The organism is Kitasatospora sp. NPDC054795, from assembly GCF_053611565.1.
Window position 1 is genome coordinate 27,719 of sequence record NZ_JBSHAP010000058.1, and the last position, 21,665, is coordinate 49,383.

Annotated in this window: 18 protein-coding genes and 2 tRNA genes; 10 read left to right on the forward strand and 10 right to left on the reverse strand. The window is 74.2% G+C overall.

The genetic code is table 11. The features are described from left to right. Positions 1–4: 4 nt before the first annotated feature. Positions 5–1,450 (forward strand): dihydrolipoamide acetyltransferase family protein, encoded by a 1,446-nt coding sequence (locus tag ACWGJO_RS21500; RefSeq protein ID WP_452185923.1) that lies wholly within the window; start codon positions 5–7, stop codon positions 1,448–1,450. A gap of 107 nt (positions 1,451–1,557) precedes the next feature. On the opposite strand, the gene ACWGJO_RS21505 is transcribed toward ACWGJO_RS21500, so the two are convergent. Further along, positions 1,558–2,496, reverse strand: a complete 939-nt coding sequence (locus tag ACWGJO_RS21505) for an LAETG motif-containing sortase-dependent surface protein (protein WP_452185925.1) — start codon at positions 2,494–2,496, stop codon at positions 1,558–1,560. A 419-nt stretch (positions 2,497–2,915) separates the two neighbouring features. On the opposite strand from ACWGJO_RS21505, the gene ACWGJO_RS21510 reads away from it, so the two are divergent. Continuing rightward, a complete protein-coding gene (locus tag ACWGJO_RS21510; RefSeq protein WP_452185927.1) occupies positions 2,916–4,094 on the forward strand; it encodes a M64 family metallopeptidase in 1,179 nt (392 codons plus the stop codon). Between the two features lie 142 nt (positions 4,095–4,236). After that, positions 4,237–5,598 carry an MFS transporter gene (locus ACWGJO_RS21515; protein WP_452185929.1) on the forward strand — a complete coding sequence of 454 codons (1,362 nt, stop codon included), beginning with the start codon at positions 4,237–4,239 and terminating at the stop codon, positions 5,596–5,598. Positions 5,599–5,646: 48 nt separating this feature from the next. On the opposite strand, the gene ACWGJO_RS21520 is transcribed toward ACWGJO_RS21515, so the two are convergent. Continuing rightward, the gene (locus tag ACWGJO_RS21520) at positions 5,647–6,468 is read right to left on the reverse strand and encodes a maleylpyruvate isomerase family mycothiol-dependent enzyme (protein ID WP_359897700.1); all 822 of its coding nucleotides are present in this window, start codon (positions 6,466–6,468) and stop codon (positions 5,647–5,649) included. Between the two features lie 174 nt (positions 6,469–6,642). On the opposite strand from ACWGJO_RS21520, the gene ACWGJO_RS21525 reads away from it, so the two are divergent. The 3 genes from ACWGJO_RS21525 to ACWGJO_RS21535 all read left to right on the forward strand — a co-directional run bounded on the left by ACWGJO_RS21525 (position 6,643) and on the right by ACWGJO_RS21535 (position 9,381). After that, positions 6,643–7,440, forward strand: a complete 798-nt coding sequence (locus ACWGJO_RS21525) for a carbon-nitrogen family hydrolase (protein WP_452185931.1) — start codon at positions 6,643–6,645, stop codon at positions 7,438–7,440. 146 nt (positions 7,441–7,586) lie between these two features. Next, positions 7,587–8,618 (forward strand): GntR family transcriptional regulator, encoded by a 1,032-nt coding sequence (locus ACWGJO_RS21530; protein ID WP_452185933.1) that lies wholly within the window; start codon positions 7,587–7,589, stop codon positions 8,616–8,618. A 115-nt stretch (positions 8,619–8,733) separates the two neighbouring features. Beyond that, positions 8,734–9,381: a hypothetical protein gene (locus tag ACWGJO_RS21535; protein WP_359897704.1), complete on the forward strand. Its 648-nt coding sequence runs from the start codon at positions 8,734–8,736 to the stop codon at positions 9,379–9,381. Positions 9,382–9,398: 17 nt separating this feature from the next. Here ACWGJO_RS21535 and ACWGJO_RS21540 read toward each other — a convergent pair whose 3' ends face one another. Beyond that, on the reverse strand, positions 9,399–10,187 hold the full coding sequence (locus tag ACWGJO_RS21540; RefSeq protein WP_452185935.1) for an SLATT domain-containing protein: 789 nt from the start codon (positions 10,185–10,187) through the stop codon (positions 9,399–9,401). 367 nt (positions 10,188–10,554) lie between these two features. Between ACWGJO_RS21540 and purD the strand changes: the two genes are divergently transcribed. The 4 genes from purD (at position 10,555) to ACWGJO_RS21560 (ending at position 16,886) form a co-directional block, all read left to right on the forward strand. Continuing rightward, positions 10,555–11,802, forward strand: coding sequence for a phosphoribosylamine--glycine ligase (gene purD / locus ACWGJO_RS21545; protein ID WP_452185937.1), 1,248 nt, complete (start codon positions 10,555–10,557; stop codon positions 11,800–11,802). Positions 11,803–12,474: 672 nt separating this feature from the next. Then, on the forward strand, positions 12,475–14,058 hold the full coding sequence (locus tag ACWGJO_RS21550) for a hypothetical protein (protein ID WP_452185939.1): 1,584 nt from the start codon (positions 12,475–12,477) through the stop codon (positions 14,056–14,058). A 228-nt stretch (positions 14,059–14,286) separates the two neighbouring features. Continuing rightward, complete coding sequence (locus tag ACWGJO_RS21555; RefSeq protein ID WP_452185941.1) at positions 14,287–15,834, forward strand: N,N-dimethylformamidase beta subunit family domain-containing protein; 1,548 nt, start codon at positions 14,287–14,289, stop codon at positions 15,832–15,834. Between the two features lie 152 nt (positions 15,835–15,986). Further along, entirely contained in the window at positions 15,987–16,886 is a 900-nt protein-coding gene (locus ACWGJO_RS21560) for a phosphoribosylaminoimidazolesuccinocarboxamide synthase (protein WP_452185943.1), read from the forward strand. Between the two features lie 27 nt (positions 16,887–16,913). Here the strand turns inward: ACWGJO_RS21560 and ACWGJO_RS21565 are convergent, their stop codons facing one another. From ACWGJO_RS21565 to ACWGJO_RS21595, 7 genes are all read right to left on the reverse strand, one after another. Beyond that, positions 16,914–17,537, reverse strand: coding sequence for a response regulator (locus ACWGJO_RS21565; RefSeq protein WP_401052050.1), 624 nt, complete (start codon positions 17,535–17,537; stop codon positions 16,914–16,916). Positions 17,538–17,554: 17 nt separating this feature from the next. Then, the gene (locus ACWGJO_RS21570) at positions 17,555–18,784 is read right to left on the reverse strand and encodes a sensor histidine kinase (RefSeq protein ID WP_452185945.1); all 1,230 of its coding nucleotides are present in this window, start codon (positions 18,782–18,784) and stop codon (positions 17,555–17,557) included. Positions 18,785–18,881: 97 nt separating this feature from the next. After that, positions 18,882–19,712, reverse strand: a complete 831-nt coding sequence (locus ACWGJO_RS21575; protein WP_452185947.1) for an ABC transporter permease — start codon at positions 19,710–19,712, stop codon at positions 18,882–18,884. Further along, positions 19,709–20,716, reverse strand: coding sequence for an ABC transporter ATP-binding protein (locus ACWGJO_RS21580; protein ID WP_452185949.1), 1,008 nt, complete (start codon positions 20,714–20,716; stop codon positions 19,709–19,711). The genes ACWGJO_RS21575 and ACWGJO_RS21580 overlap by 4 nt, the downstream gene beginning before the upstream one ends. Positions 20,717–20,912: 196 nt before the next feature. After that, positions 20,913–20,985 (reverse strand) — tRNA-Gly (locus tag ACWGJO_RS21585). 39 nt (positions 20,986–21,024) lie between these two features. Further along, positions 21,025–21,097 (reverse strand) — tRNA-Gly (locus ACWGJO_RS21590). 143 nt (positions 21,098–21,240) lie between these two features. Further along, positions 21,241–21,558 (reverse strand): histone-like nucleoid-structuring protein Lsr2, encoded by a 318-nt coding sequence (locus ACWGJO_RS21595; RefSeq protein ID WP_359897715.1) that lies wholly within the window; start codon positions 21,556–21,558, stop codon positions 21,241–21,243. Positions 21,559–21,665: the final 107 nt, after the last annotated feature.

Here is a 21,665-nt window from a genome sequence, read left to right on the forward strand (position 1 = left end):
GAAGATGACCACCGAAGTTCGCTCGCTCCGCGAGTTCAAGATGCCCGACGTGGGCGAGGGCCTCACCGAGGCCGAGATCCTCAGCTGGTACGTCAAGCCCGGTGACACCGTCACCGACGGGCAGGTCGTCTGCGAGGTGGAGACCGCCAAGGCGGCCGTGGAGCTGCCCATCCCGTTCAACGGGGTGGTCGAGAAGCTGCACTTCCCCGAGGGCGAGACGGTCGACGTCGGCACCGTGATCATCTCGATCGCGGTCGCCGGGGAAGCGGGGGCCGCGGCTCCGGCCGCCCCCGCCGCGGCTCCGGCGCAGGCTCAGGCTCCGGCTCCGGCCGAGGAGGCCGAGCCCGAGCGGCGCGAGGTGCTGGTCGGGTACGGCCCGCGCACCGGCACCGCCCAGCGCCGGGCGCGGCGGACGACCACCACCAGGGTCGCCGCGACCACGCCGGCTCCGGCGGCCGCTCCGGCCCCGGTCGCCGCCCCGGCTCCCGCCGCGCCCGCGCAGGTCGCCGAAGTGCCCGGCGGGGAGCGGCCGTTGGCCAAGCCGCCGGTGCGCAAGCTGGCCAAGGACCTCGGCGTCGACCTGCGCGCGGTCACCCCGACCGGCCGGGACGGCGTGATCACCCGCGAGGACGTGCACGCCCACGCCGCGGCTCAGGCCGCTCCGGCGGCTCCGGCCGCCGCGGTGGCGGAGGTGGCCGGAACGGCCGTGGCCGAGCCGGCCGCGCCGCAGGTGCCGGTGCCCGCCGCGGGCGACGTCCGGGTGCCGATCAAGGGCGTCCGCAAGGCGACCGCGCAGGCGATGGTGGCCTCGGCCTTCACCGCCCCGCACGTCACCGAGTTCGTGCAGGTCGACGTGACCCGCACGATGAAGTTCGTCCGCCGGCTCAAGGAGAGCGGGGAGCTGGGCCGGGACGTCCGGGTCAGCCCGCTGCTGATCGTCGCGAAGGCGCTGCTCACCGCGATCAAGCGGCACCCCGGGATCAACGCGCAGTGGGACGAGGCGGCCCAGGAGATCGTCCTCAAGGGACAGGTGAACCTCGGCATCGCCGCGGCCACCCCGCGCGGCCTGATCGTCCCGAACATCAAGGACGCCGGGTCCAGGACCCTCGCCGGGCTGGCCGTTTCGCTCGGTGAACTGGTCGAGACCGCCCGTCAGGGCAAGACCTCGCCGGCCGACATGCAGGGCGGGACGGTCACCATCACCAACGTCGGCGTCTTCGGCGTCGACACCGGCACCCCGATCCTCAACCCGGGCGAGGCCGCCATCCTGGCCTTCGGGGCGGTCCGGGAACTGCCGTGGGTGCACAAGGGCAAGGTGGTCCCGCGTCAGGTGACCACGCTGGCGCTCTCCTTCGACCACCGCCTGGTGGACGGGGAGCTGGGCTCCAAGGTGCTGGCCGACGTGGCCGCGCTGCTGGAGCGCCCGAAGCGCCTGATCACCTGGGGCTGACGGAACCGACGGAACCGACGGAACCGACGGAACCGACAGGACCGAAGAAGGGGGCCTCCTCCGCACCGCCGTGCGGAGGAGGGCCCCTTCGGTGTACCGCCCGTCGACTAGCGCTGGGGACGGAGTCGACGGACGGCGACCAGGACGCCCGCTCCGAGGGCGAGGAGGAGGGCGGAGCCGAGGGCGAGGAAGGTGTTGCTGGAGGAGGAGCCGGTCTGGGCCAGCTCGGGGGTGCCGGCGGGGGCGGTGGTGGCCGGGGCCGACGGCTTCGGGGGCCGGGTGGCGGAGGCGGTCGGGGCGGTGTCCCCGGTCCGGTCGACGGCGGGCTCGGCGTCCTTGGTGGGCGCGGGCTTGGCGGGCGCGTCCTTGGTGGGCGCGGGCTTGGGCTTGGCCGGGGTGGTCGGCTTGGCGGTGGCGGTGCCCTGGGGGTGGGTCACCTTGACCGCCTTGAAGTCCGAGCTGCCGGCGCCCTGGGAACCGGCCATCTCCGCCGAGGCGAACAGGTTGATCGTGGTCACGCCGGCGGGGGTGGCGGCGGCCAGCGAGTAGCGGAACTTGAAGGTGGTGGAGCTGTTGGCGGCCATGCGCTGGCGCTGGGAGCCGGTGACCTCGACGGAGCGCATGCAGCCGTCCTGCAGCTGGAGGTTCTTCCAGGCGCCGGTGTAGTCCAGGTACTGGATCCTGACGTCCTTGAGGCGGGCCGCGGCGCCCTGGCCCGGGGTGACGAGGCCGAGGAAGGGCTCCATGCCGTGGGCGTCCTCGGCGGCCTTGTTGGTGACCTTGAGGGAGACCTCGTTCCAGCTGCCGTCCGCGGCCACCGAGGACTTGGCCGAGGTGATGGCGGTGTCGGGGGAGAGCCCGGGAACGTTGGCCGGGGCCTCGTAGGCGCCGCCGAGCCGGTGGTCGCCGCAGGCCCAGGCGGTGTCGGTGGCGAGGAACTGGACGCCGCCGGCGAGGACGACGGTGGCGGCGACGGTGGCGATGCGGCGGCGGCCGGAGAGCGCGCGGTCGTTCTTCGCAAAACGGGTGATAACGGGCATGCGCATGACGTGAGTCCCCAGGGTCGACGTGCTGATGGTGTGAGTGGGTGAAGACGACCGGCTCCGCTCCTCGTGAGCGGAAGCGCCCCCCGGCTCCGCCGGTCTCGCTCTCCGTGCCTTCACCCGTATAGACGCGCATCCCCGCGGGGGGTTGCAGACGGGTTCCGAAATTTTTTTCGGGCTTCTCCGGCGGGTCCCGAAGGCGGCCCGAGGAATGGTTGGTATGACCTGGATGATCCGAAATGTTCGGATCGTTCGGCCAGGTCGGTGACTTTTTCGCGGCCGGATAGGGGAGTCCCGGCCGCCCGGGTACGTCTCCGCTCCATCACCCGGGCGACACCGGGCGACCGGCTCCCGGAGGACGCACCCGTATGCCGCCTGGCAACCCTGGCCGTCTCGTCCGGAGTCTGGCCGCACTCGTGCTGGTGTCCGCCGCCGCTCTCCCGGCCGCCCTGGAACTGACCGGCCCGCCGCCGTTCGGGGTGATCGGTCCGGGGGCCCCGGCCGACCGCGCGGTGCCGCCGCACACGGCCCTCCAGGCCGACCAGCGGATATCCGCGGCCGCCCCGACGGTCGACATACGCCGCACCGGGGACCCGGCCAACCGGATCACCCTGGTGCTGCTCGGCGACGGCTACACGGCCGACGAGCAGGAGCTCTTCCGGCAGCAGGCCGACAAGGCCTGGCACGCGCTGATGGACATCGAGCCCTTCCGCACCTACCAGGGCTTCTTCAACATCAGGCGGGTCGAGGTGGTCTCCCCGGTCTCCGGGATCGCCGAGTCCGAGAGCCGCGGCCGCAGGACCGCCACCCCGCTCGGCATGCACTTCTGGTGCGAGGGCACCGCCCGGCTGCTCTGCGCCGACGAGTCCGCCACCGCCCGCTACGCGGGCAACGGCTCCGGGCCGCAGTACCTGATAGCGCTGGCCAACTCCACCGAGTACGGCGGCGCCGGCGGCACCGGGGTGACCACCCTGGCGGGCGGCAGCCCGGACGCCGGGCGGATCATCCAGCACGAGATCGGGCACACCGTGGGGGACCTCGGAGACGAGTACGACAGCGCCCCGGACGACGCCGACTACCCGAACCTCGCCACCCTCAACGCCGACGACATGCGCAGGAAGCAGACCAAGTGGTGGCGCTGGCTGGGCGCCGAGTCCCCGGACGGGGCCGGCGTGATCGGGGCGTACCGCAGCGCCAACGGCCTCTACCGGCCCACCCCGGACTCGGTGATGCGCACCCTGGGCAGCGCGTACAACCTCCCCTCGCGCGAGGCGATCATCGAGGAGCTGTACCGCAGGGTCCGGCCGACCGACGCCCCGGTGCCGGCTCCCGGCGAGGTGTCCGGGCGGCCCCGGCTCGACGTCCGGCCGCTGCCGCTGACCGGCCCGCGGCAGCTGAAGGTGGAATGGAAGGTGGACGGCGTCCCGGTGGCCCCGCAGTCCGCCGACGGCTCCTGGCTGGACACCGCCCGGCTGGAGCTGGCCCCGGGCCGGACGGCCACCGTGACGGCGACCGTCCGGGACACCACCGACTGGGTGCGGGACGAGGCCTTCCGGGAGCGCTCCATGACCCGCTCGGTGTCCTGGACGCTGACCGGCTGACCGGCTGACCGGCTGACCGGCTGACCGGCTGACCGGCTGACCGGCTGACCGGCCGACCGGCCGACCGGCCGACCGGCCGAGGCCCGGTAGCGCGCCCCCGGGTCCGAGCATCCCATCATGGGATGACTAATCTGGTCGGACTATGACCGTGGAGCCCGCTCGCCCAGCCCCGTCCCCGTCCGTCCCCGCTCCCCGGCTCATCGCCGACCCCCCGGCCGCGCCCGCGCCCGCGCCCGTGCTCGCGTCCGCGCCGCCCGGCGGCAGGGCGGCCTGGCTCGCCTGGTCCATCGGGGTCAGTGTCTACATCCTGGCCGTCATCCACCGCACCAGCCTCGGGGTGGCCGGACTGGACGCCGCCGACCGCTTCGGCATCGGCGCCTCGGCGCTCTCCACCTTCTCGATCCTCCAGGTGCTGGTCTACGCGGCCATGCAGATCCCGGTCGGCCTGCTGGTCGACCGGTACGGGCCGCGCCGGGTGCTGCTGTCCGGCATCGTGCTGCTGAGCGCCGGCCAGCTGGCCTTCGCGTTCAGCTCCGACTTCGGCCCCGCGCTGGCCTCCCGCGCGGTGCTCGGCTGCGGCGACGCGATGACCTTCATCAGCGTGCTGCGGATCGCCGCCCGGTGGTTCCCGGCGGCCCGGAACCCGTTCGTGGCCCAGCTGACCGGCCTCGCCGGGATGGGCGGCAACCTGGTCACCACCGTGGTGCTCGCCAGGGCGCTGCACAGCGAGGGCTGGACGCCCACCTTCACCGCGATCGCACTGCTGGGCGCGGTGGTGTTCGCGCCGGTCGCGTTCCTCCTGCGGGACGCGCCCCACCAGGAGGCCGCCGTCCGGCCCGGGGCGGCCGCGGCGCGGCCGAAGGTCGGCCGGCAGGTCCTCGCCTGCTGGCGGGAGCCGGGCACCCGGCTCGGGCTCTGGATCCACTTCACCACCCAGTTCCCCGGCAACGCCTTCGGCCTGCTCTGGGGCCTGCCCTACCTGGTGCAGGCCCAGGGGATGTCCCGGGCCGGGGCCGGCGGGCTGCTGACCCTGCTGGTGCTCAGCAACATGACCTTCGGCTTCGTCTTCGGCCGGCTGCTCTCCGTCTCGGCGCGGGCCCGGATGCCGATCGTGCTGACCGTCGTCGCGACCACCGCGCTCGGCTGGGCGCTGGTGCTGGCCTGGCCCGGCGGCCACCCGCCGGCCTGGCTGCTGGTCGGGATCATCCTGGTGATGGGCAGCAACGGCCCGGCCTCGCTGGTCGGCCTGGACTACGCGCGCTCCCGCAACCCCGCGGAGCGGCTCGGCACCGCCTCGGGGATCGTCAACATGGGCGGCTTCATCGGCACGATGATCACCCTGTTCGGCATCGGCGTGCTGCTGGACGCGCTCTCCCCGGACGGCGCCGGGTCGTACTCGGCCACCGCCTTCCGCTGGGCGTTCTGCTGGCAGTACGTCCCGCTGGCGGTGGGCACGGCGATGATCCTGCGGCTGCGCCGGAAGGTCGCGGCGCAGGCGGGCTGAGCCCGGGGCCGGACGGGCCCCGGGCGACGGACCGTACGGCCCCGGGCCTCAGATGGTGACCGAGAAGTTGGCCAGCACCCGCTCGGCCAGCTCCCGGTCGCCCTCGACGGAGACCGGGCCGGGCCGGCCGCGGCCGCAGGCGAGCCGCAGGTAGGTCTCCCAGTCCATGGTGAGCTGGACGTCGGGGGCCAGGCTGATCGACTCGTCCACGGTGCAGTGGCCGGTGGCGTCCACCCGGACGGTGCGCAGGAACTCCACCGGGCCGGTGACGTCCAGCACCAGGGCCGTCCCGGCCGGGGCCCCGGCCTTGTTGGCGACGGCCTTGGGCAGCAGTTCCAGCAGCAGGTCCCGGGTGATCAGCGCGGCCGGGGCGTCCAGGTTGCCCGGGGTCTCCAGGGCCCGGCGCAGGTCCTGCTCGTGCACCCAGACGTCGAAGGCCCGCATCCGCAGCAGCTCGTGGTACGGGACGTCCCTGGCCAGCGGTCCGGCCGGCCAGCGCACCGGCTCCTCCGGCGTCTGCTTGGCGTTCCGCAGCGCCCGGGAGCGGCGGATGATCGTGTACTCCAGCTCGCCGGTCATCTCCAGTGCGGTGTGGCAGCGGCGCTTGTCGACCGGCAGCTCGACGTAGCGGGCGAACTCGGTGGTGACGTGACGGAGGTCACGCGGCAGCGAGTGGATCGGGCGCGGGTCGCCGAGCAGGTCGGACTCGACCGCGATCACGTGCGAGACGACGTCGCGGACGGACCAGCCGGGGCACTCGGTGGCCCGGTTCCAAGAGCCCTCGGGAAGGGGGGCGACCAGCTCCGATATGGACTCGATGGTCTGGGTCCACGCCTCGGTGTAAGCCTGCACGGTCTGGTTGTCCGTCACGGGAATCTCCGGCCCTCCGTCAGCTTCCTTGCCGCCTGCGCCCCGCCGTCACGGCCGACCGGGATGGTCCGGCTTTCCGGGCGCGCACGCTAACCGCACGTTACGCTGCCGGGAGACAGCTGGGCAGCGCTTTCGGGTGACGATCGTAGGTCTCTTGCCGTGGACGGTGGTACTGTGCGCGCTTCATTGATCCAACTCGCGGTCTCCGACGAGGAGCCGCCCGCCGAGCGGAGGGCTCGGGCGGCGGCCCTGGTACGGGCACAGCAGGGCGCCGACCTGGTGGTGCTCCCGGAGCTGTGGCCGCTCGGCGGCTTCGCCTACGACCTCTGGTCGGACGGCGCGGAGACGCTGGACGGGCCCACCTCGGACGTGATGTCGGCCGCCGCGCGGGCCGCCGGGGTCTGGCTGCACGCCGGTTCGGTCGTCGAACGCGATCCGGACGGGCCGATCTACAACACCTCGCTGCTGTTCTCCCCGGACGGCGAGCTGGTGCACACGTACCGCAAGATCCACCGCTTCGGCTTCGACAGCGGCGAGGCGGTGGTGATGGGCGCCGGGCAGGAGATCGTCACCGCGCCCACCGACTTCGCCACCCTGGGCCTGGCCACCTGCTACGACCTGCGCTTCCCGGAGCTGTTCCGGGCGCTGCTGGACGCCGGGGCGCAGCTGCTGGTGGTGCCGGCGGCCTGGCCCGCCCGGCGGCGCGAGCACTGGACGCTGCTGGCCCGGGCCCGGGCGGTGGAGGAGCAGGCCTTCGTGCTGGCCTGCAACACCGCCGGGACGCACGCCGGGGTCGAGCAGGCCGGGCACAGCATTGTGGTGGACCCGTGGGGCCGGGTGCTGGCCGAGGCGGGGGCGGGCGAGGAGGTCCTGACGGTCGAGTTCGATGCGGCCGAGGTGGCGAAGGCGCGCGCGGAGTTCCCGGTGCTGCGGGACCGTCTGCTGGGGATTCCGGCGCCGGTCCAGCGCTGAGCGGGGGTGGGCGGGGCGCCGGGGACGGCGTTCCGGAGGGTTGGTTCGTACCTGGGTCGGTCGGGTTTGAGAAGATGAGCACTCGTCGTGTTCCCCGCCGGCCCGGACGAGGGCCGGCACGGTAGGCCGCCCGAGGAGGTCGCCCCATGCCTGACAACGGCGCAGGCGACACCCCCCGCCCCGTCATCCACCGCAACAGCCTGCGCGAGCAGATCGCCGGCGCGCTGCGCGAGGAGATGATGGCCGGCCGGCTCGCGGCCGGCCGCAACTTCACCGTCAAGGAGATCGCCGAGCTGTACGGCGTCTCCGCGACCCCGGCCCGCGAGGCCCTGGTCGACCTCGGCGCGCAGGGCCTGCTGCGGGCCGAGCACCACCGCGGCTTCACCGTGCCCGAGCTGGGGTGGGACGACTTCCTGGAGATCTTCGAGTCCCGGGTGCTGATCACCGACAGCTTCCACCGCCAGTACGCCACCCGCCGGGCACTGCCCGACCTCGGCCGGCTGCCCTCGCTGCACCGGCGGGCCGACGCGGCGGTGCGGGCGGCCCGGGCCGGGAACCTGGACGTCATGGTCGGCTGCGACCGCCGGTTCTGGCAGGAGGTCGGCGCGCTGCTCGGCAACCGCCGGATCGCCGACTACCTGGACTGGCTGCGGGTGCAGTCCTGGATGTTCGCCGCGCCCTACCTGCGGGAGCTGCCCGCGCTGGGCGGGATCTGCTGGGAGCGCCACCCGGACCTGGTCGCGGCGATCGAGGCCCGCGATGCGCTCGGCGCGCACCGGATCATCTGCGAGTACAACCTGTACACCGTCCGGCTGCTGGCCGGGCTGGCCGGGCAGCCGCTGGAGTCGGTGACCGTGCTGGACCTGCTCACCGAGTTCGTCGGGGAGGAGCCGGCGCCGGCGCCGGCCGAACCGCCGCCCGCGCCGGCGGCCCCGCCGGAGCCGGGCGACGAGCCCGAGCCCGGTGCCGCGGCCGGTGCCGGGCCCGGTGCGCCCCGCACCGGACGGACCCGCAGCGCCGAGGTGGGCCGGGAACTCGGCCGTGAGCTGGGACTGGGCCTCGGGCTGGTGCCGCAGCCGCGCACGGTGCCGTACGGCCGGTTCGGCCGACGGCTGTCCGAACCGCCCCCGGAGGCCTCTCGGGGACGGCCCGACCCGCACGCCGCGCCGGGCCGGTAGGGTGGGCGGTCATCGGACCGGGCGCCTCCTGAAGGGCCGTCCGGTTACCGACCCGACCCCCGTCGTCGCCCCGCCCGCGCGGGCGATCCCCGCCTCCGGAGAGGAACTGCCGGCCATGGCCTGCGACCTCTGGCTCGTCCCGCTGGTGGACGCGCTGAGCCACAGCCCCGACAACCCCTTCCGGGACGACCTCGCGCTCTACAACTCGGTGCTGGCCTCGCGCGGGCTGCCCGAGGTGCCGGTCTACCGGTTCGTCCCGGGCATCAGCGGCGCGGTCGAGCCGATAGCCGCCTTCGACTACGACTCGCTGCACTTCCTGCGCCGCGCCTACCTGTTGGGCCTCACCGGCCTGGACATCACCCCGGTCGACGCGCTCGGCGGCGACTACGAGCAGTTGCTGGAGATGTTCGAGAGCAGCGCCGAACAGTCGCACCTGGTCTGGCACTTCGACCACGCCGGCGCGTACGTGCCGGTCGAGTTCGCGGTGCCGCTGGTGGACGACACGCTGCTCGCCGCCGGCGGCCCGCTCGGCTCCAGCCACGGGCTGCTGCGCGAACTCCAGGCCGTCGCACCGGCGCTGGGCATCGACCCGCTCAACCCGCCGGACCCGACCCGGCCGCTCGGCCCGACCGGCCTGGAGCAGCCGTTCGGGCCGCCGATCGACGACGTCCACCCCTTCGCCCGGGAGCGGCACGCCTGGTCGGGCCTGTACGCGGCGGCGACCAGGAGCGTCACCCAGGGCTCGATGATCGTCTTCGCCTGACCCCGGGCGGACACGCCTCAGCGCAGCGGCCCCTCCGGCGGCCGCTGGCGCGGCATGGTGGGCCGGGTGCCCGGCGGCGGCAGCACCCGCACCTGGGCGCCCACTCCGGGCTCGCTGCGCCCGCCCCAGGCCCCGCCGGACTGGGTGGGCAGCTGGGTCATCGAGGCGCGGAACTCCAGCATCCACTCCGAGGTCTCGGAGCGGACCATGTCCGAGACGTCCTCGCAGAACCGGCGCAGCACGCCCAGGCAGCGCTCGGCGGCCTCGCCCGCGGTGCCCTCGGTCGGGCCGAGCACCTCGCGAACGCACTCCGACGCCCAGTCGAACTGGAAGGCCTCCAGGCGGCGTTGCAGGGCCTGGCCGGTGGAGACGTCCCGCATCCAGCCGGAGGTGAGACCGAAGACCCGGTCGGTGGCCAGGCAGGCGGCGGAGAGCGCGAAGCCGACGTAGCCCCAGCCGGTGCCGTGCGCGAAGGCGCCGGCCAGGTCGACCAGCGGGGCGGTCACCCCGCCCACCGCGAAGCCGGCCGCGCCGAACCGCAGCACGCGGGCCCAGCGGCGCTTCCAGACGCGGTCCCGGCGGTACCACTCGATCGCCTCGACCGCCCGCTCCTCGGACCAGCGGTAGAGCTCCTCCAGCCGTTCGGCGGGCTCGCCCCAGTCCCCCAGCGGGAACTGGCGGGTGCTCAGATCGGCCCGCTGGCGGGTGGAGGCCCGTCGGACGACGGCGGCGGCGGCGGGCGGGTCCTCCTCACCGATCTCCTTGCCCCAGGCACTCTCCTCGGGCTGCATTTCCGGCTGGCTCACCTGTGGGGCTCCCTGTGGCGGGCGGACTGCTGGCTCTGTCGGCGCAACGGCTGACGTGGTGTCCGCCGGTGGTTCTCCAACAGCACTTCTTACCGCCAAATGGCTGACCGTGGGGGCGCTTCTCCGCTGATCGTTACCGGTTTCGGCCAACGGAACCCGAGGTGGGCGGGTTGCGGGAGGCGGCGAGATTTCACCCGTCCGAGCGAGGGCCCGGTGACCCGACGTCGTGACCCGACCACCCACCGCCGAACCGGTCCCGTCGGGCTTGGAGGATCCTCCGACATCCTCGGCGTACGGAGCTCCTCCGCTGGAGGATCCGACGGGACCGGAGAGCGGCCGGAACAGGCCACCGACTACGCTGCCAGGCGTGAAGGTCCTCGTCATCGGCGGCGGCGCCCGCGAACACGCCCTGTGCCGCTCCCTGTCCCAAGATCCCGCAGTGACCGAACTGCACTGCGCCCCCGGCAACGCCGGGATCGCGCGGGTCGCGACGGTCCACCCGGTCGACCAGCTGGACGGCGCGCAGGTCGCCGCGCTGGCCGGCCGGCTCGGTGCCGACCTGGTGGTGGTCGGCCCGGAGGCCCCGCTGGTGGCCGGCGTCGCGGACGCCGTGCGCGCGGCCGGCGTCCCGGTGTTCGGTCCGTCCGCCGCGGCCGCCGAACTGGAGGGCTCGAAGGCCTTCGCCAAGGATGTGATGGCCGCGGCCGGCGTGCCCACCGCCCGGTCCTACGTCTGCACCACCGCGGCCGAGGCCGCCGAGGCGCTGGACGCCTTCGGCGCCCCGTACGTGGTCAAGGACGACGGCCTGGCCGCCGGCAAGGGCGTCGTGGTCACGTCCGACCGCGAGGCCGCGCTGGCGCACGCCGCCGGCTGCGAGCGCGTGGTCATCGAGGAGTACCTGGACGGCCCCGAGGTCTCGCTGTTCGCGATCACCGACGGCACCACCGTCGTCCCGCTCCAGCCCGCCCAGGACTTCAAGCGCGCGCTGGACGGCGACGAGGGCCCGAACACCGGCGGCATGGGCGCCTACTCCCCGCTGCCGTGGGCGCCCGCCGGGCTGGTCGAGGAGGTCCTGGAGACCGTCCTCCAGCCGACCGTGGACGAGCTGCGCCGCCGCGGCACCGAGTTCTCCGGCCTGCTGTACGCGGGCCTGGCGCTCACCTCGCGCGGCACCCGGGTGATCGAGTTCAACGCCCGTTTCGGCGACCCGGAGACCCAGGTCGTGCTGGCCCGGCTGCGCACCCCGCTGGCGGGCGTGCTGCTCGCCTCCGCCACCGGAAGCCTGGACCAGCTGGAGCCGCTGCGCTGGGACGAGGGCGCGGCCGTCACCGTGGTCGTCGCCTCCGAGGGCTACCCGGACGCCCCGCGCACCGGCGACCCGATCGAGGGCCTGGCCGAGGCGGAGGCGGACGGCACCGCGTTCGTGCTGCACGCCGGGACGAAGGCGGACGAGGACGGCCGGGTGCTGAGCGCCGGCGGCCGCGTCCTGTCGGTCACCGCGACCGGCACCGACCTGGCCGAGGCGCGCGAGCGCGCGTACGCCGCGGTGGACCGGATCTCCCTCAAGGGCGGCCAGCACCGCACCGACATCGCGCTGAAGGCGGCCACCGCCTGAGCCCCCCGCCCGCTCTGCCCGCGGCCCCCGTGCGAACCGCTCGCACGGGGGCCGCGGTGCGTGCCACCGCGGTACGGGCGGCGGCCCGCAGCCGGCCGTACCAGCAGGGGCGAGCGGGATTCGAACATCCGCGCCCACCGGTCAACCCCATGGGCGCAGCGTTCCCGGCGTTTCGGGGCTGGAGCGGCTGCGGGGGCCGACGCACCGTTCGGCCGACGGATTCCAGCCCATCGGGTGACAGCACCCGCATCCGGCTGACGCAACCGGCCGCGCGGCCTTATGGTGCGCTGGATCGCGGTGCGCGGGGCCCGTGCGCCGGGGTCGCCGCCGGGTAGCGGTGCTCCCACGGGGGGATGCTGGACGGCGTCCGGCCGGTCGGTCGTCGGGGTGCTTCGCACCGGACCGGTCGCCGGCGTCCGGGCGGTGTCACCGGAGCAACCGGAACAACCGGGCGGCGTCACCGGAACGACCGGGCGGTGTCACCGGGACGAGTGGAAACCGGGGTGATCCGGAACGCCCACCCGGACCGGGGCGTCGAAAATGTCAGTAGCGCCACGCAGCATGCACTACCGGGATCGGACGCCTCCGCTTCCCGGTCGGAACTGATCGTTTCGAGTCGGCTCAGGGCCCGAAGCCGGGCGCCCGAGGGCTCCGAAGGGGGTGCCGCACCGTATGGCCGCAATCGACATCGCGCGCGCTCACGCCCAGGTGGTGCTGCGGATCCGAGGCCTCGCCCGGGCCGCCGCCGCCCTGCCCGCCGCCGTGGCGGTGGTCCTGCTCGCCGGCCGGTTCACCGGCCGGATCGGCGCGCCCGGGGCCGCCGACGCCGCGGGCTGGGACGCCGCCCGCTGGGCGGTCTGCGCGGTCGCCGCGCTGACCCTGGCGGTGGCCGGGCTGACCGCCCGGGCCCTGCACCGGACCGTCCCGCCGCGTACCCCGGCCGTCCCGCTGGAGCGCGCCGAGGCCCCCGAGCTGTACCGGTTGATCGGCGAGCTGGCGGACCGGCTGGAGGTGCCCGCGCCCTCCGCCGTGGCCCTCACCCCGGACTGCGACAGCTGGCTGGAGGACGTCCCGCGGAGCCGGCGGACGGCTTCGGCCCGGCCCGAGCCCGGGGCGCCCGCCCCCGTCCTGGTGATCGGCTCGCCCTTCCTGTGGTGGATGCGGGCCGGCGAACTGCGCGCCCTGCTCGCCCCCGTGGTGGCCGGCACCGCCGCCTCCGCCGACCCGGAGATCGCCGCCGCCCGGCGCTTCCTGCGCAGCCTGGACGCCTGTCTGGACTCCGGGGCCGGCGCGGCCCCCGGTCTCGGCGGCGCCACCCTGGCCGCCCCGCCCCGGCCGCCCCGGCGCGGTCCGGCCGCGCTCGCCGACCGGATCGTCCGCAGGGTCGTGCGCCGCCTGCTCGGCGCCTGCCGGGGCCACTCCGCCGAGCTGGAGCGCTCGGTCGCGAGCTGGGCCTCCGAGCAGGCCAGGACGGTCGACTACGGGCTGCGGATCGCTGCCCAGGAGCAGGTCGGCCTGGCCTACGCGGGCTGGGACCGGCTGCTCACCCGGGTCGCGCTGCCCGCCTGGCGGCTCGGCCGCCACCCGGCCCACCTCAACGCCGGCGTGGTCGCCGCACTCACCGAGCTGTCCCGGCGCGACCGGCTGGCCGACGGCTACGGCAGCCGGCTCGGCGACCGCCCGGCCTGCGACCTGCTGGAGGAGCCCGGCACCGTCGACCGGGCGGTCTCCCGGCTCGCCGCCGACCTGTTCTTCGGCCGCCCGGCGGCCGGCGCCTGGCGCGAGCTGGAGTGGGCCGACTACCCGGCCGAGGTGGTGGACGCCGGCTGGCGGGCGGGCGCCGCCATCCTGCAGACGGCCCTGGACCGGCTCGCCCCGCAGTCCCGCCCCGGCGCCCCGACCCTCACCCGGCTGCTGGGCCGGCTCGCCGAGGGCGACGGAGAGCTGCTGGCCGCCGCGCTCGCCGCCCAGCCGGCCCGCACCACCGCCCCGGCCCCGCTGCTCGAACCCGTCCGCAGCGGCCGCGACCTGCTGGTCGACCGCGTCACCGCGATGGTCTGCTGCGCCGCCGTGGACACCGCCGGCGGCGCCCCCGGCCTGGACTGGCTGGACGGCCCGGTGCTGCTGCTCGGCGGGGTGCGCCGCACCGACCTGGCCGGTCCGGTCGCCCAGGCCGTCGAGCAGGGCCAGGACGGTCCGCTGCGTGCCTGGCTGGACGCCGCCGACGTCCGTCTTGAGAAACCCGTGCGCCTCTGACGTCCCGGGAGTCACAGGAGGGCGCTCGGCGCCACAGCACGCGCCCCCAAAAGGGCCGGCCACCGGGCGTCTTCGCAGGCCGGAGGCCTCTCCCGGGAGGCGCGCGAGATTCCCCGCACCAATCGCTACCGGAGGGTGACGCTGCGAGAGCAGTCTGTGGTGTATTAGACCGCACGCACATCCGGGGGGCACGTGCCAACCGGGCGGAAGTGCACCTGGGAGGGGCGCGTGGGGACCGAACTCAACCGCCGCTGGGAGTCGGGGACGCACGCCTACAGCGTCTCCGACCCCTTCGGCCAGGGCCCGCTGCCCTGGCTGCGCAGCCCGGACCAGTACCTGGCCGGGGCGGAGGGCGCCGTGCCCTGGTACGTCTCGGTGGGCGCGCCGGGCCAGCAGTCGCTGACGGCCGGAGTCCGCAGGAAGCCGTCCGTCGGAACCCCGCAGGGCGCCAACGACGTGGACCAGCAGATCAAGGGCTTCGCCTCGGCCGGGGTGGTCCGCCCCGGCGGCTCGGTGGACTTCCGGGTTACCGTCAACCCGCCCCGCGAGTTCACCGTGAACATCTTCCGGATCGGCCACTACGGCGGCGACGGCGCCCGCCACATGACCTCCAGCCCGCTGATCGCCGGCCTCGCCCAGCCCGCCCCGCTGGTGGTCGACCGGACGGTCTCCTGCCACCACTGGTGGCACTCCTGGCGGCAACAGATCCCGGCGCACTGGAAGCCCGGCGCCTACGTCGCCGTGCTGACCACCGCGGACATGCTGCACCGCAGTCACATCCCCTTCACCGTCCGGGACTTCGAGGACCGGGCGCGCACCGCCGAACTGCTCCTGGTGCTCCCGGACGTGACCTGGCAGGCGTACAACCTGTTTCCCGAGGACGGCCGGACCGGCGCCAGCCTCTACCACGCCTGGGACGGCCGGGGCGGCCTGGTCGGCGAGCCGGAGGCGGCCGTCACCGTCTCCTTCGACCGCCCGCACGCCACCGCCGGACTGCCGCTGCACGTCGGCCACGCGTACGACTTCATCCGCTGGGCCGAGCGCTTCGGCTACGACCTCTCCTACGCCACCGCCACCGACCTGCACGCCGGCCTGGTGGCCCCGTCCCGGCACCGGGCGCTGGTCTTCCCCGGCCACGACGAGTACTGGTCCGAGCCGATGCGCCGGGCCGCCGAGCGGGCCAGGGACGGCGGCACCTCGCTGGTGTTCCTCTCCGCCAACACCATGTACTGGCGGGTCGAGCTGACCGCCGCCGCCTCCGGCGAGCCCAACCGGCTGCTCAACTGCCGCAAGCGGCAGAAGGTCGGCGCCGGCAGCCCGGCCGTTGGGGCGCCCGGCGCGGCCAGCGCGCTGTGGCGGGACGCCGGGGAGCCCGAGCAGCACCTGCTCGGGGTGCAGTACTCGGGGCGGGTCGCCGCGCCCGTCCCGCTGGTCGCCCGGCACACCGCGCACTGGCTCTGGGACGGCACCGGCCTCCAGGAGGGCGACGAGCTGCCCGGGCTGGTCGCCGGCGAGGCCGACCGCTACTACCCCAAGGTGGCGCTGCCCGAGCACGTCGAGCGGGTGCTGCTGGCGCACTCGCCGTACCAGGACCCGGCCGGCCGCACCCGCTACCAGGAGACCTCGCTGTACCGCGCGCCCAGCGGCGCGTACGTCTTCGCGGCCGGCACCTTCGCCTGGTCGCCCGCGCTGGGGCGCCCGGGCCTGACCGACGAGCGCATCCAGCGGGCCACCGCCAACCTGCTGGACCGGGTCTGCAAGAACCAGCTGCACTGACCACGGTGGCCGAGAACCGGCGCGCGGCAGCCGAGAACCGGCGCGCGGTGGCCGGAGAACCGGCGTTCCGGCGGGCGTGAAAGACTGCGGGGGCAGTGACCTCCCCTTTCGCGGTGCCCCCGCCCGTGAACGACCCCTGAGGACTGAACACCTTGAGCGGATTTGTCACCAAGCCCGAGCCGGTCCAGGTACCCGGCCTGGTCCACCTGCACACCGGCAAGGTGCGCGACCTCTACCGCACCGGTTCGGGCGAGCTGGTCATGGTGGCCAGCGACCGGACGTCCGCCCACGACTGGGTGCTGCCGAACGAGATCCCGGACAAGGGCCGCATCCTCACCCAGCTGTCGCTGTGGTGGTTCGAGCGGATCGCCGACATCGTTCCCAACCACGTGATCTCCACCGAGGTCCCGGCCGGCGCCCCGGCCGACTGGAAGGGCCGCACGCTGGTCTGCCGCAGCCTGGAGATGATCCCGGTCGAGGCGGTCGCCCGCGGCTACCTGGCCGGCTCCGGCCTGGCCGAGTACCAGGAGAGCCGCACGGTCTGCGGCATCGCGCTGCCCGAGGGCCTGGAGAACAGCTCCGAGCTGCCCGCCCCGATCTACACCCCCGCGCTCAAGGCCGAGGTCGGCGAGCACGACGAGAACGTCTCCTACGAGGAGACCGCCCGCCGGATCGGCGCCGAACTCGCCTCGCATTTGCGCCGCACCACCCTGGACGTCTACGCCCGGGCCCGGGACATCGCCCGCGAGCGCGGCATCATCCTGGCCGACACCAAGTTCGAGTTCGGCCTGCTGGACGGCGAGCTGGTGATCGGCGACGAGGTGCTCACCCCGGACTCCTCCCGCTACTGGCCGGCCGACGAGTACCAGGCGGGCCGCTCGCAGTCGTCCTTCGACAAGCAGCTGATCCGCGACTGGCTGGTCTCCCCGGACTCCGGCTGGGACCGCTACAGCGAGCAGCCGCCGCCGGCGCTGCCGGCCGAGATCGTCGAGCTGACCCGCGCCAAGTACATCGACGTGTACGAGCGGCTGACCGGGACCACCTGGGCCTGACCCGCTCGACCGCCCGCGGGTACGGCCTCAGATCCAGCCGTGCTCGCGGGCGATCCGCACCGCCGCGTGGCGGTTCTCCGCGCCCAGCTTGGTGGCCGCCGACGACAGGTAGTTGCGCACGGTGCCCTGGGAGAGCGAGGCCCGTTCGGCGATCTCGGCGATCGGGGTGCCGTCGGCGGCCAGCTCCAGGACGTCCGTCTCGCGCGGGGTCAGCGGGGTCTCGCCGGCGCTGATCGCGTCCGCCGCCAGCTCCGGGTCCACGTACCGGCCGCCGGAGCGCACGGTGCGGATGATGCCGGCCAGGTCCGCCGCCGAGACGGTCTTCGGCAGGAAGCCGCGCACCCCGACCTCCAGCGCCCGCTTCAGGTAGCCGGGGCGGCCGTGGCCGGTGACGATCATGCAGCGGCAGTCCGGCAGCGCCAGCCGCAGCTGGGTGGCCACCTCGATGCCGTCCTTGCCCGGCATCTGGAGGTCCAGCACCGCGACGTCCGGGCGGTGGGCCAGCGCCATCGCCAGCGCCTCGGTGCCGGAGCCGGCCTGGGCGACCACCTCGATGTCGTCCTCCAGCGAGAGCAGCGCGGCCAGCGCTCCCCGGATCAGGTGCTCGTCGTCGGCGAGCAGGACGCGGACGGGCGCGGCGTTCTCGGTCATCGGGCGGTCTTTCTTCCTCAGCGGGGGAGCGGGACGGTGGCGAGCATCCGGAAGACGCCCGCCTCGGCGGTCGACACGGTCAGTTCGCCGTCGTGGGCGGCGAGCCGCTCGCGCAGTCCGCGCAGCCCGGTGCCGCTGCCCTGGGAGGGGAACGGGATATCGGGCACCCCGTCATTCTCCAGTTCCAGTACGGCCCGTCCGTCCTCGGTCCGCAGCCGGATCAGGCAGCGGCCGGCCTCGCTGTGCCGCAGCACGTTGGTGGTGGCCTCGCGGATCACCCAGCCGAACACCGACTGGACCGGGCCCGGCAGCCGGTCGGCCTGCTCGCCGAGGTCGATCTCGCAGGAGACGTCGGCCGAGCGCAGCACCGCCCGGGCACCGATCGCCTCGGCGTGCAGGTCGGCGGTGCGGTAGCCGCGGATGACGTCCCGGACCTCGCGCTGCGACTCCTGGGCGATCTTCTGCACCTCGGCCATCTGGTCGGCGGCCTCCTCGCGCCCCCGGCGGGCGAGCTGGACGGCGAGCTCGCTCTTCAGCGCGATGGTGGTGAGGTTGCGGCCCATCACGTCGTGGAGGTCGCGGGAGAAGCGCAGCCGCTCCTCGGCGACGGCCAGCCGGGACTGGGCCTCGCGGGCGGCGTCCAGCTCCCAGACGATCGAGGTCAGCCAGGCGAAGCTGCGGCAGCTGGGGCCGAGGAAGGCCATCCCGAGGATCAGTCCGGTCAGGTAGCCGGCGGTGCCGGCGGGGTCGATCCCGGCGAGTACCGCGGCCGGGAAGACGGCCAGCAGCATGCCCAGCCCGACGACGGCGGCCCGGCGGGGAGCCAGCGCCACGCACACCGGGCCGTGGGCGAACAGCAGCAGGCTGCTGGTGACGAACAGGGTGAAGGGGAGGCCGCCCGGGCTTTCCGGTCCGCCGTCGGCGGGGCCGAACAGCAGGACGGTCCAGGAGCCCGCCACCGCGAGGCCGACCGAGAGGGCGAGCCAGAGCCGGGGGTCGGTGGGGCGGCCGAGGTAGTGGTCCATCGCGACGCGGTAGGTCCGCAGCAGGACCAGGGTGGTGGCGAGCCCGATCAGCACGGAGATCCGGATCACCGGGATGTTCCCGGGCTGGCCGACGGCGCTCCCGGCGCCGAGCAGGACGCCGGGGAGGACGAACAGCGCCATCAGGTAGAGCGACCAGCGCAGGTACAGCTCGGTGCGCTGGGGTTTGCTCAGGCTGCTCCAGTGCCGATGCGGCGACCGCATTCTCAATTCTTCCGCCCCCAGTTCGACCACGATCCTGCTTGCTGCCTTCATATCAGAGGCCGTACCGGGGGCGTTCCTTCGGATTACTGCTCGATGCTCAGCGGCGCGGTTCCCAGCGGAAGTAGCGCACCGCGCCCCAGACCGCCAGGCCCAGCCAGATCGCCCCGGTGACCAGGTGCGAGCCGGCGGCGCCCCAGGAGCCGGCGAAGCCGGTCGCGGCGGCCGAGCCGTCGGTGCCGAACCAGCCGACGCGGATCAGCTGGAAGGCCGGGGTGGTCGGCAGCAGGCGGCAGATGTCGGCCAGCTGCTTGGGCATGACCTCCAGCGGGATGAACAGCCCGGAGCCGAGCTGCATCACCAGCATGATCGGCAGGGTGGTGATGCCCGCGCTCTCCACGGTCCTGGTGAAGGCGCTGGACAGCGCGGCCAGGGCGATCATGGTGGCCAGCGCCAGGAGCAGGCCGACCAGCATCAGCACCGGGTTGACCGGCACGGCCAGGTGGAGGCCGAGGCTGCCGCCGATCCCGATCAGGGCGGCCATCATCAGGCCGAGCGCGACCGAGGGGACGGCCGTGCCGAGCAGGATCTCGACGTCCCGGGCCTCGCCGGTGCGCAGCCGCTTGAGGACCAGCTCGCCGCGCCGCCCGACGTACGCGGCGGTCAGGTTGTAGTACACGACGAAGGCCAGGATCATCCCGACCGAGCCGTAGACCAGCAGCGAGTCGACGTCCAGTCCGGGGTTGGACTCGGCCTGCTGGGAGAGCACGCCCTTCAGGGTGAAGACCAGGAACAGCGGCAGCGCCAGGGCGGTGAACAGGGCCGTGCGGTTGCGCAGCAGCAGGGTGGCCTCGGCCCGGCCGAGGGCGAGCAGCCGACGGGCGGCGGTGCTCTGCGGACCGGTGGCGACGGTGGCGACGGTGGTGGTCATCGGGCGGATCCGATCAGGCGGCGGCGGGCGGGGCGGTCGGCGGCGGGCGCCTGCGGGGGGTTCTGGTGGGCGGCCTCGGAGGCGATCGCGAGGAAGGCCTCCTCCAGCGAGGCGCTGCGGGCGTCCAGGGCGCCGAGAGCGATCCCGTGGTGCCGGGCCCAGCCGAGCAGGTCGGTGAGGGTGTCCTGGAGCGCGAGGGTCTGCACGGTGACCTTGCGGCCGTCGAGCGCGAGTTCGGCCCCGGCCAGGACGGGCAGTGCGGCGCCGGTGAACTCGGGAAGCTCGAAGCCGATCCGGGCGGGCCGGTCGGCGATCACCTCGGCGACGGTGCCCGAGGTGACGACCCGGCCGCTGTGCATGATGGCCAGCCGGTCGGCGAGCTCCTCGGCCTCCTCCAGGTAGTGGGTGGTGAGCAGCACCGTGGTGCCCTGGGCGCGCAGCTCGCGGACCAGCTGCCAGACGGCGGCGCGCGCCTCGGGGTCGAGACCGGTGCTGGGCTCGTCCAGGAAGAGCACCTCGGGGCGGCCGAGCAGGGCCATCGCGAGGTCCAGCCGGCGCTTCTCGCCGCCGGACAGCTGCTTGACCCGGACGTTCGCCCGGTGGCCGAGGCCGACCAGCTCCAGCGCCTCCGCCACCGGGCGGGCGCCGCTGGTCATCCCGGCCCAGACGCGGCCGGTCTCGGCGGCGGTGAGCTCGCCGGGGAAGCCGCCCTCCTGGAGCATGATGCCGATCCGCGGGCGGACGGCGGCGCGCTCCTTGTGGGGGTCCAGGCCGAGCACCCGGACGGTGCCGCCGGTGGGCGCGGCCAGGCCCTCGATGACCTCCATGGTGGAGGTCTTGCCGGCCCCGTTGGTGCCGAGCAGGGCGAACAGCTCGCCGCGGCGGACGGTCAGGTCGACGCCTCGCACGGCGTGGTACCCGGTGGTGCCGCCGCCGTAGTGGCGGTGCAGGTCGGTGACCTCAATCACGTCTTCGCTGGGGCGGGGGGCCCGGCTCGTCTCCATGCCCCAAGCCTTCCGCCGACCGGGCCGCGCGGGCAGTGCGGGCCGTCATGACATCGCGGTGGGGATCCACGGGTCGGCGATGACAAATGTCATGGCCGATATCGCCGGCGCCCGGGGCACCGTCGTGCGGGGAGTGCGGGGAGTGCGGGGAGGAATGCCGAAGGGCCCCCTCAAACGAGGGGGCCCTTCGTATCGGAGCGGACGACGAGATTCGAACTCGCGACCCTCACCTTGGCAAGGTGATGCTCTACCAACTGAGCCACGTCCGCAGGTCAAACTATTGAGTTGTGCTGTGCTCGCGCACTGCGAGCGGACGACGAGATTCGAACTCGCGACCCTCACCTTGGCAAGGTGATGCTCTACCAACTGAGCCACGTCCGCATGGTGCCTGGTGGGGCACCCGCCGCCTCTTCGGATCTCTCCGTTGCGGCGACGAGGAATACTCTACAGCATCGTTCGGGGTGGTCGCCCCACCCTTTCGGCCAGGGCGGGCGGGGCGACCGGGGAGCGGACTCCCGCGAGGCTCAGTTCGCCTCGGCGAACGCCTCGTACACGTGCTTGGGGATGCGGCCGCGGGCCGGCAGTTCCATCCCGCGGGACAGGGCCCAGGCGCGGACGGCGGCCGGGTCCGGGGTGAGGGCGGTGCGGCGGAAGGACTTTCCGGTGCGGCTCTGGCGGCGGCCGGCGGCTACGAACGGAGCGAGGGCCTCCCGCAGCTTTTCCGCGTTGTCCACGGACAGGTCGATCTCGTACGACTTCCCGTCGACGCCGAAGTGGACGGTTTCCGCGGCGGAGCCGCCGTCCAGGTCGTCGGAGAGCGTGACAACTACACGCTGTGCCATGGGTGTCAATCCTCTCGGGCAATTCGGCCGCCGGTCCGAGGGGGTACCGGGGCCTGATGTGCACCAACTCGCGCAAGCGCGTACGGGCGGGCCGGACGGCTCGCCTG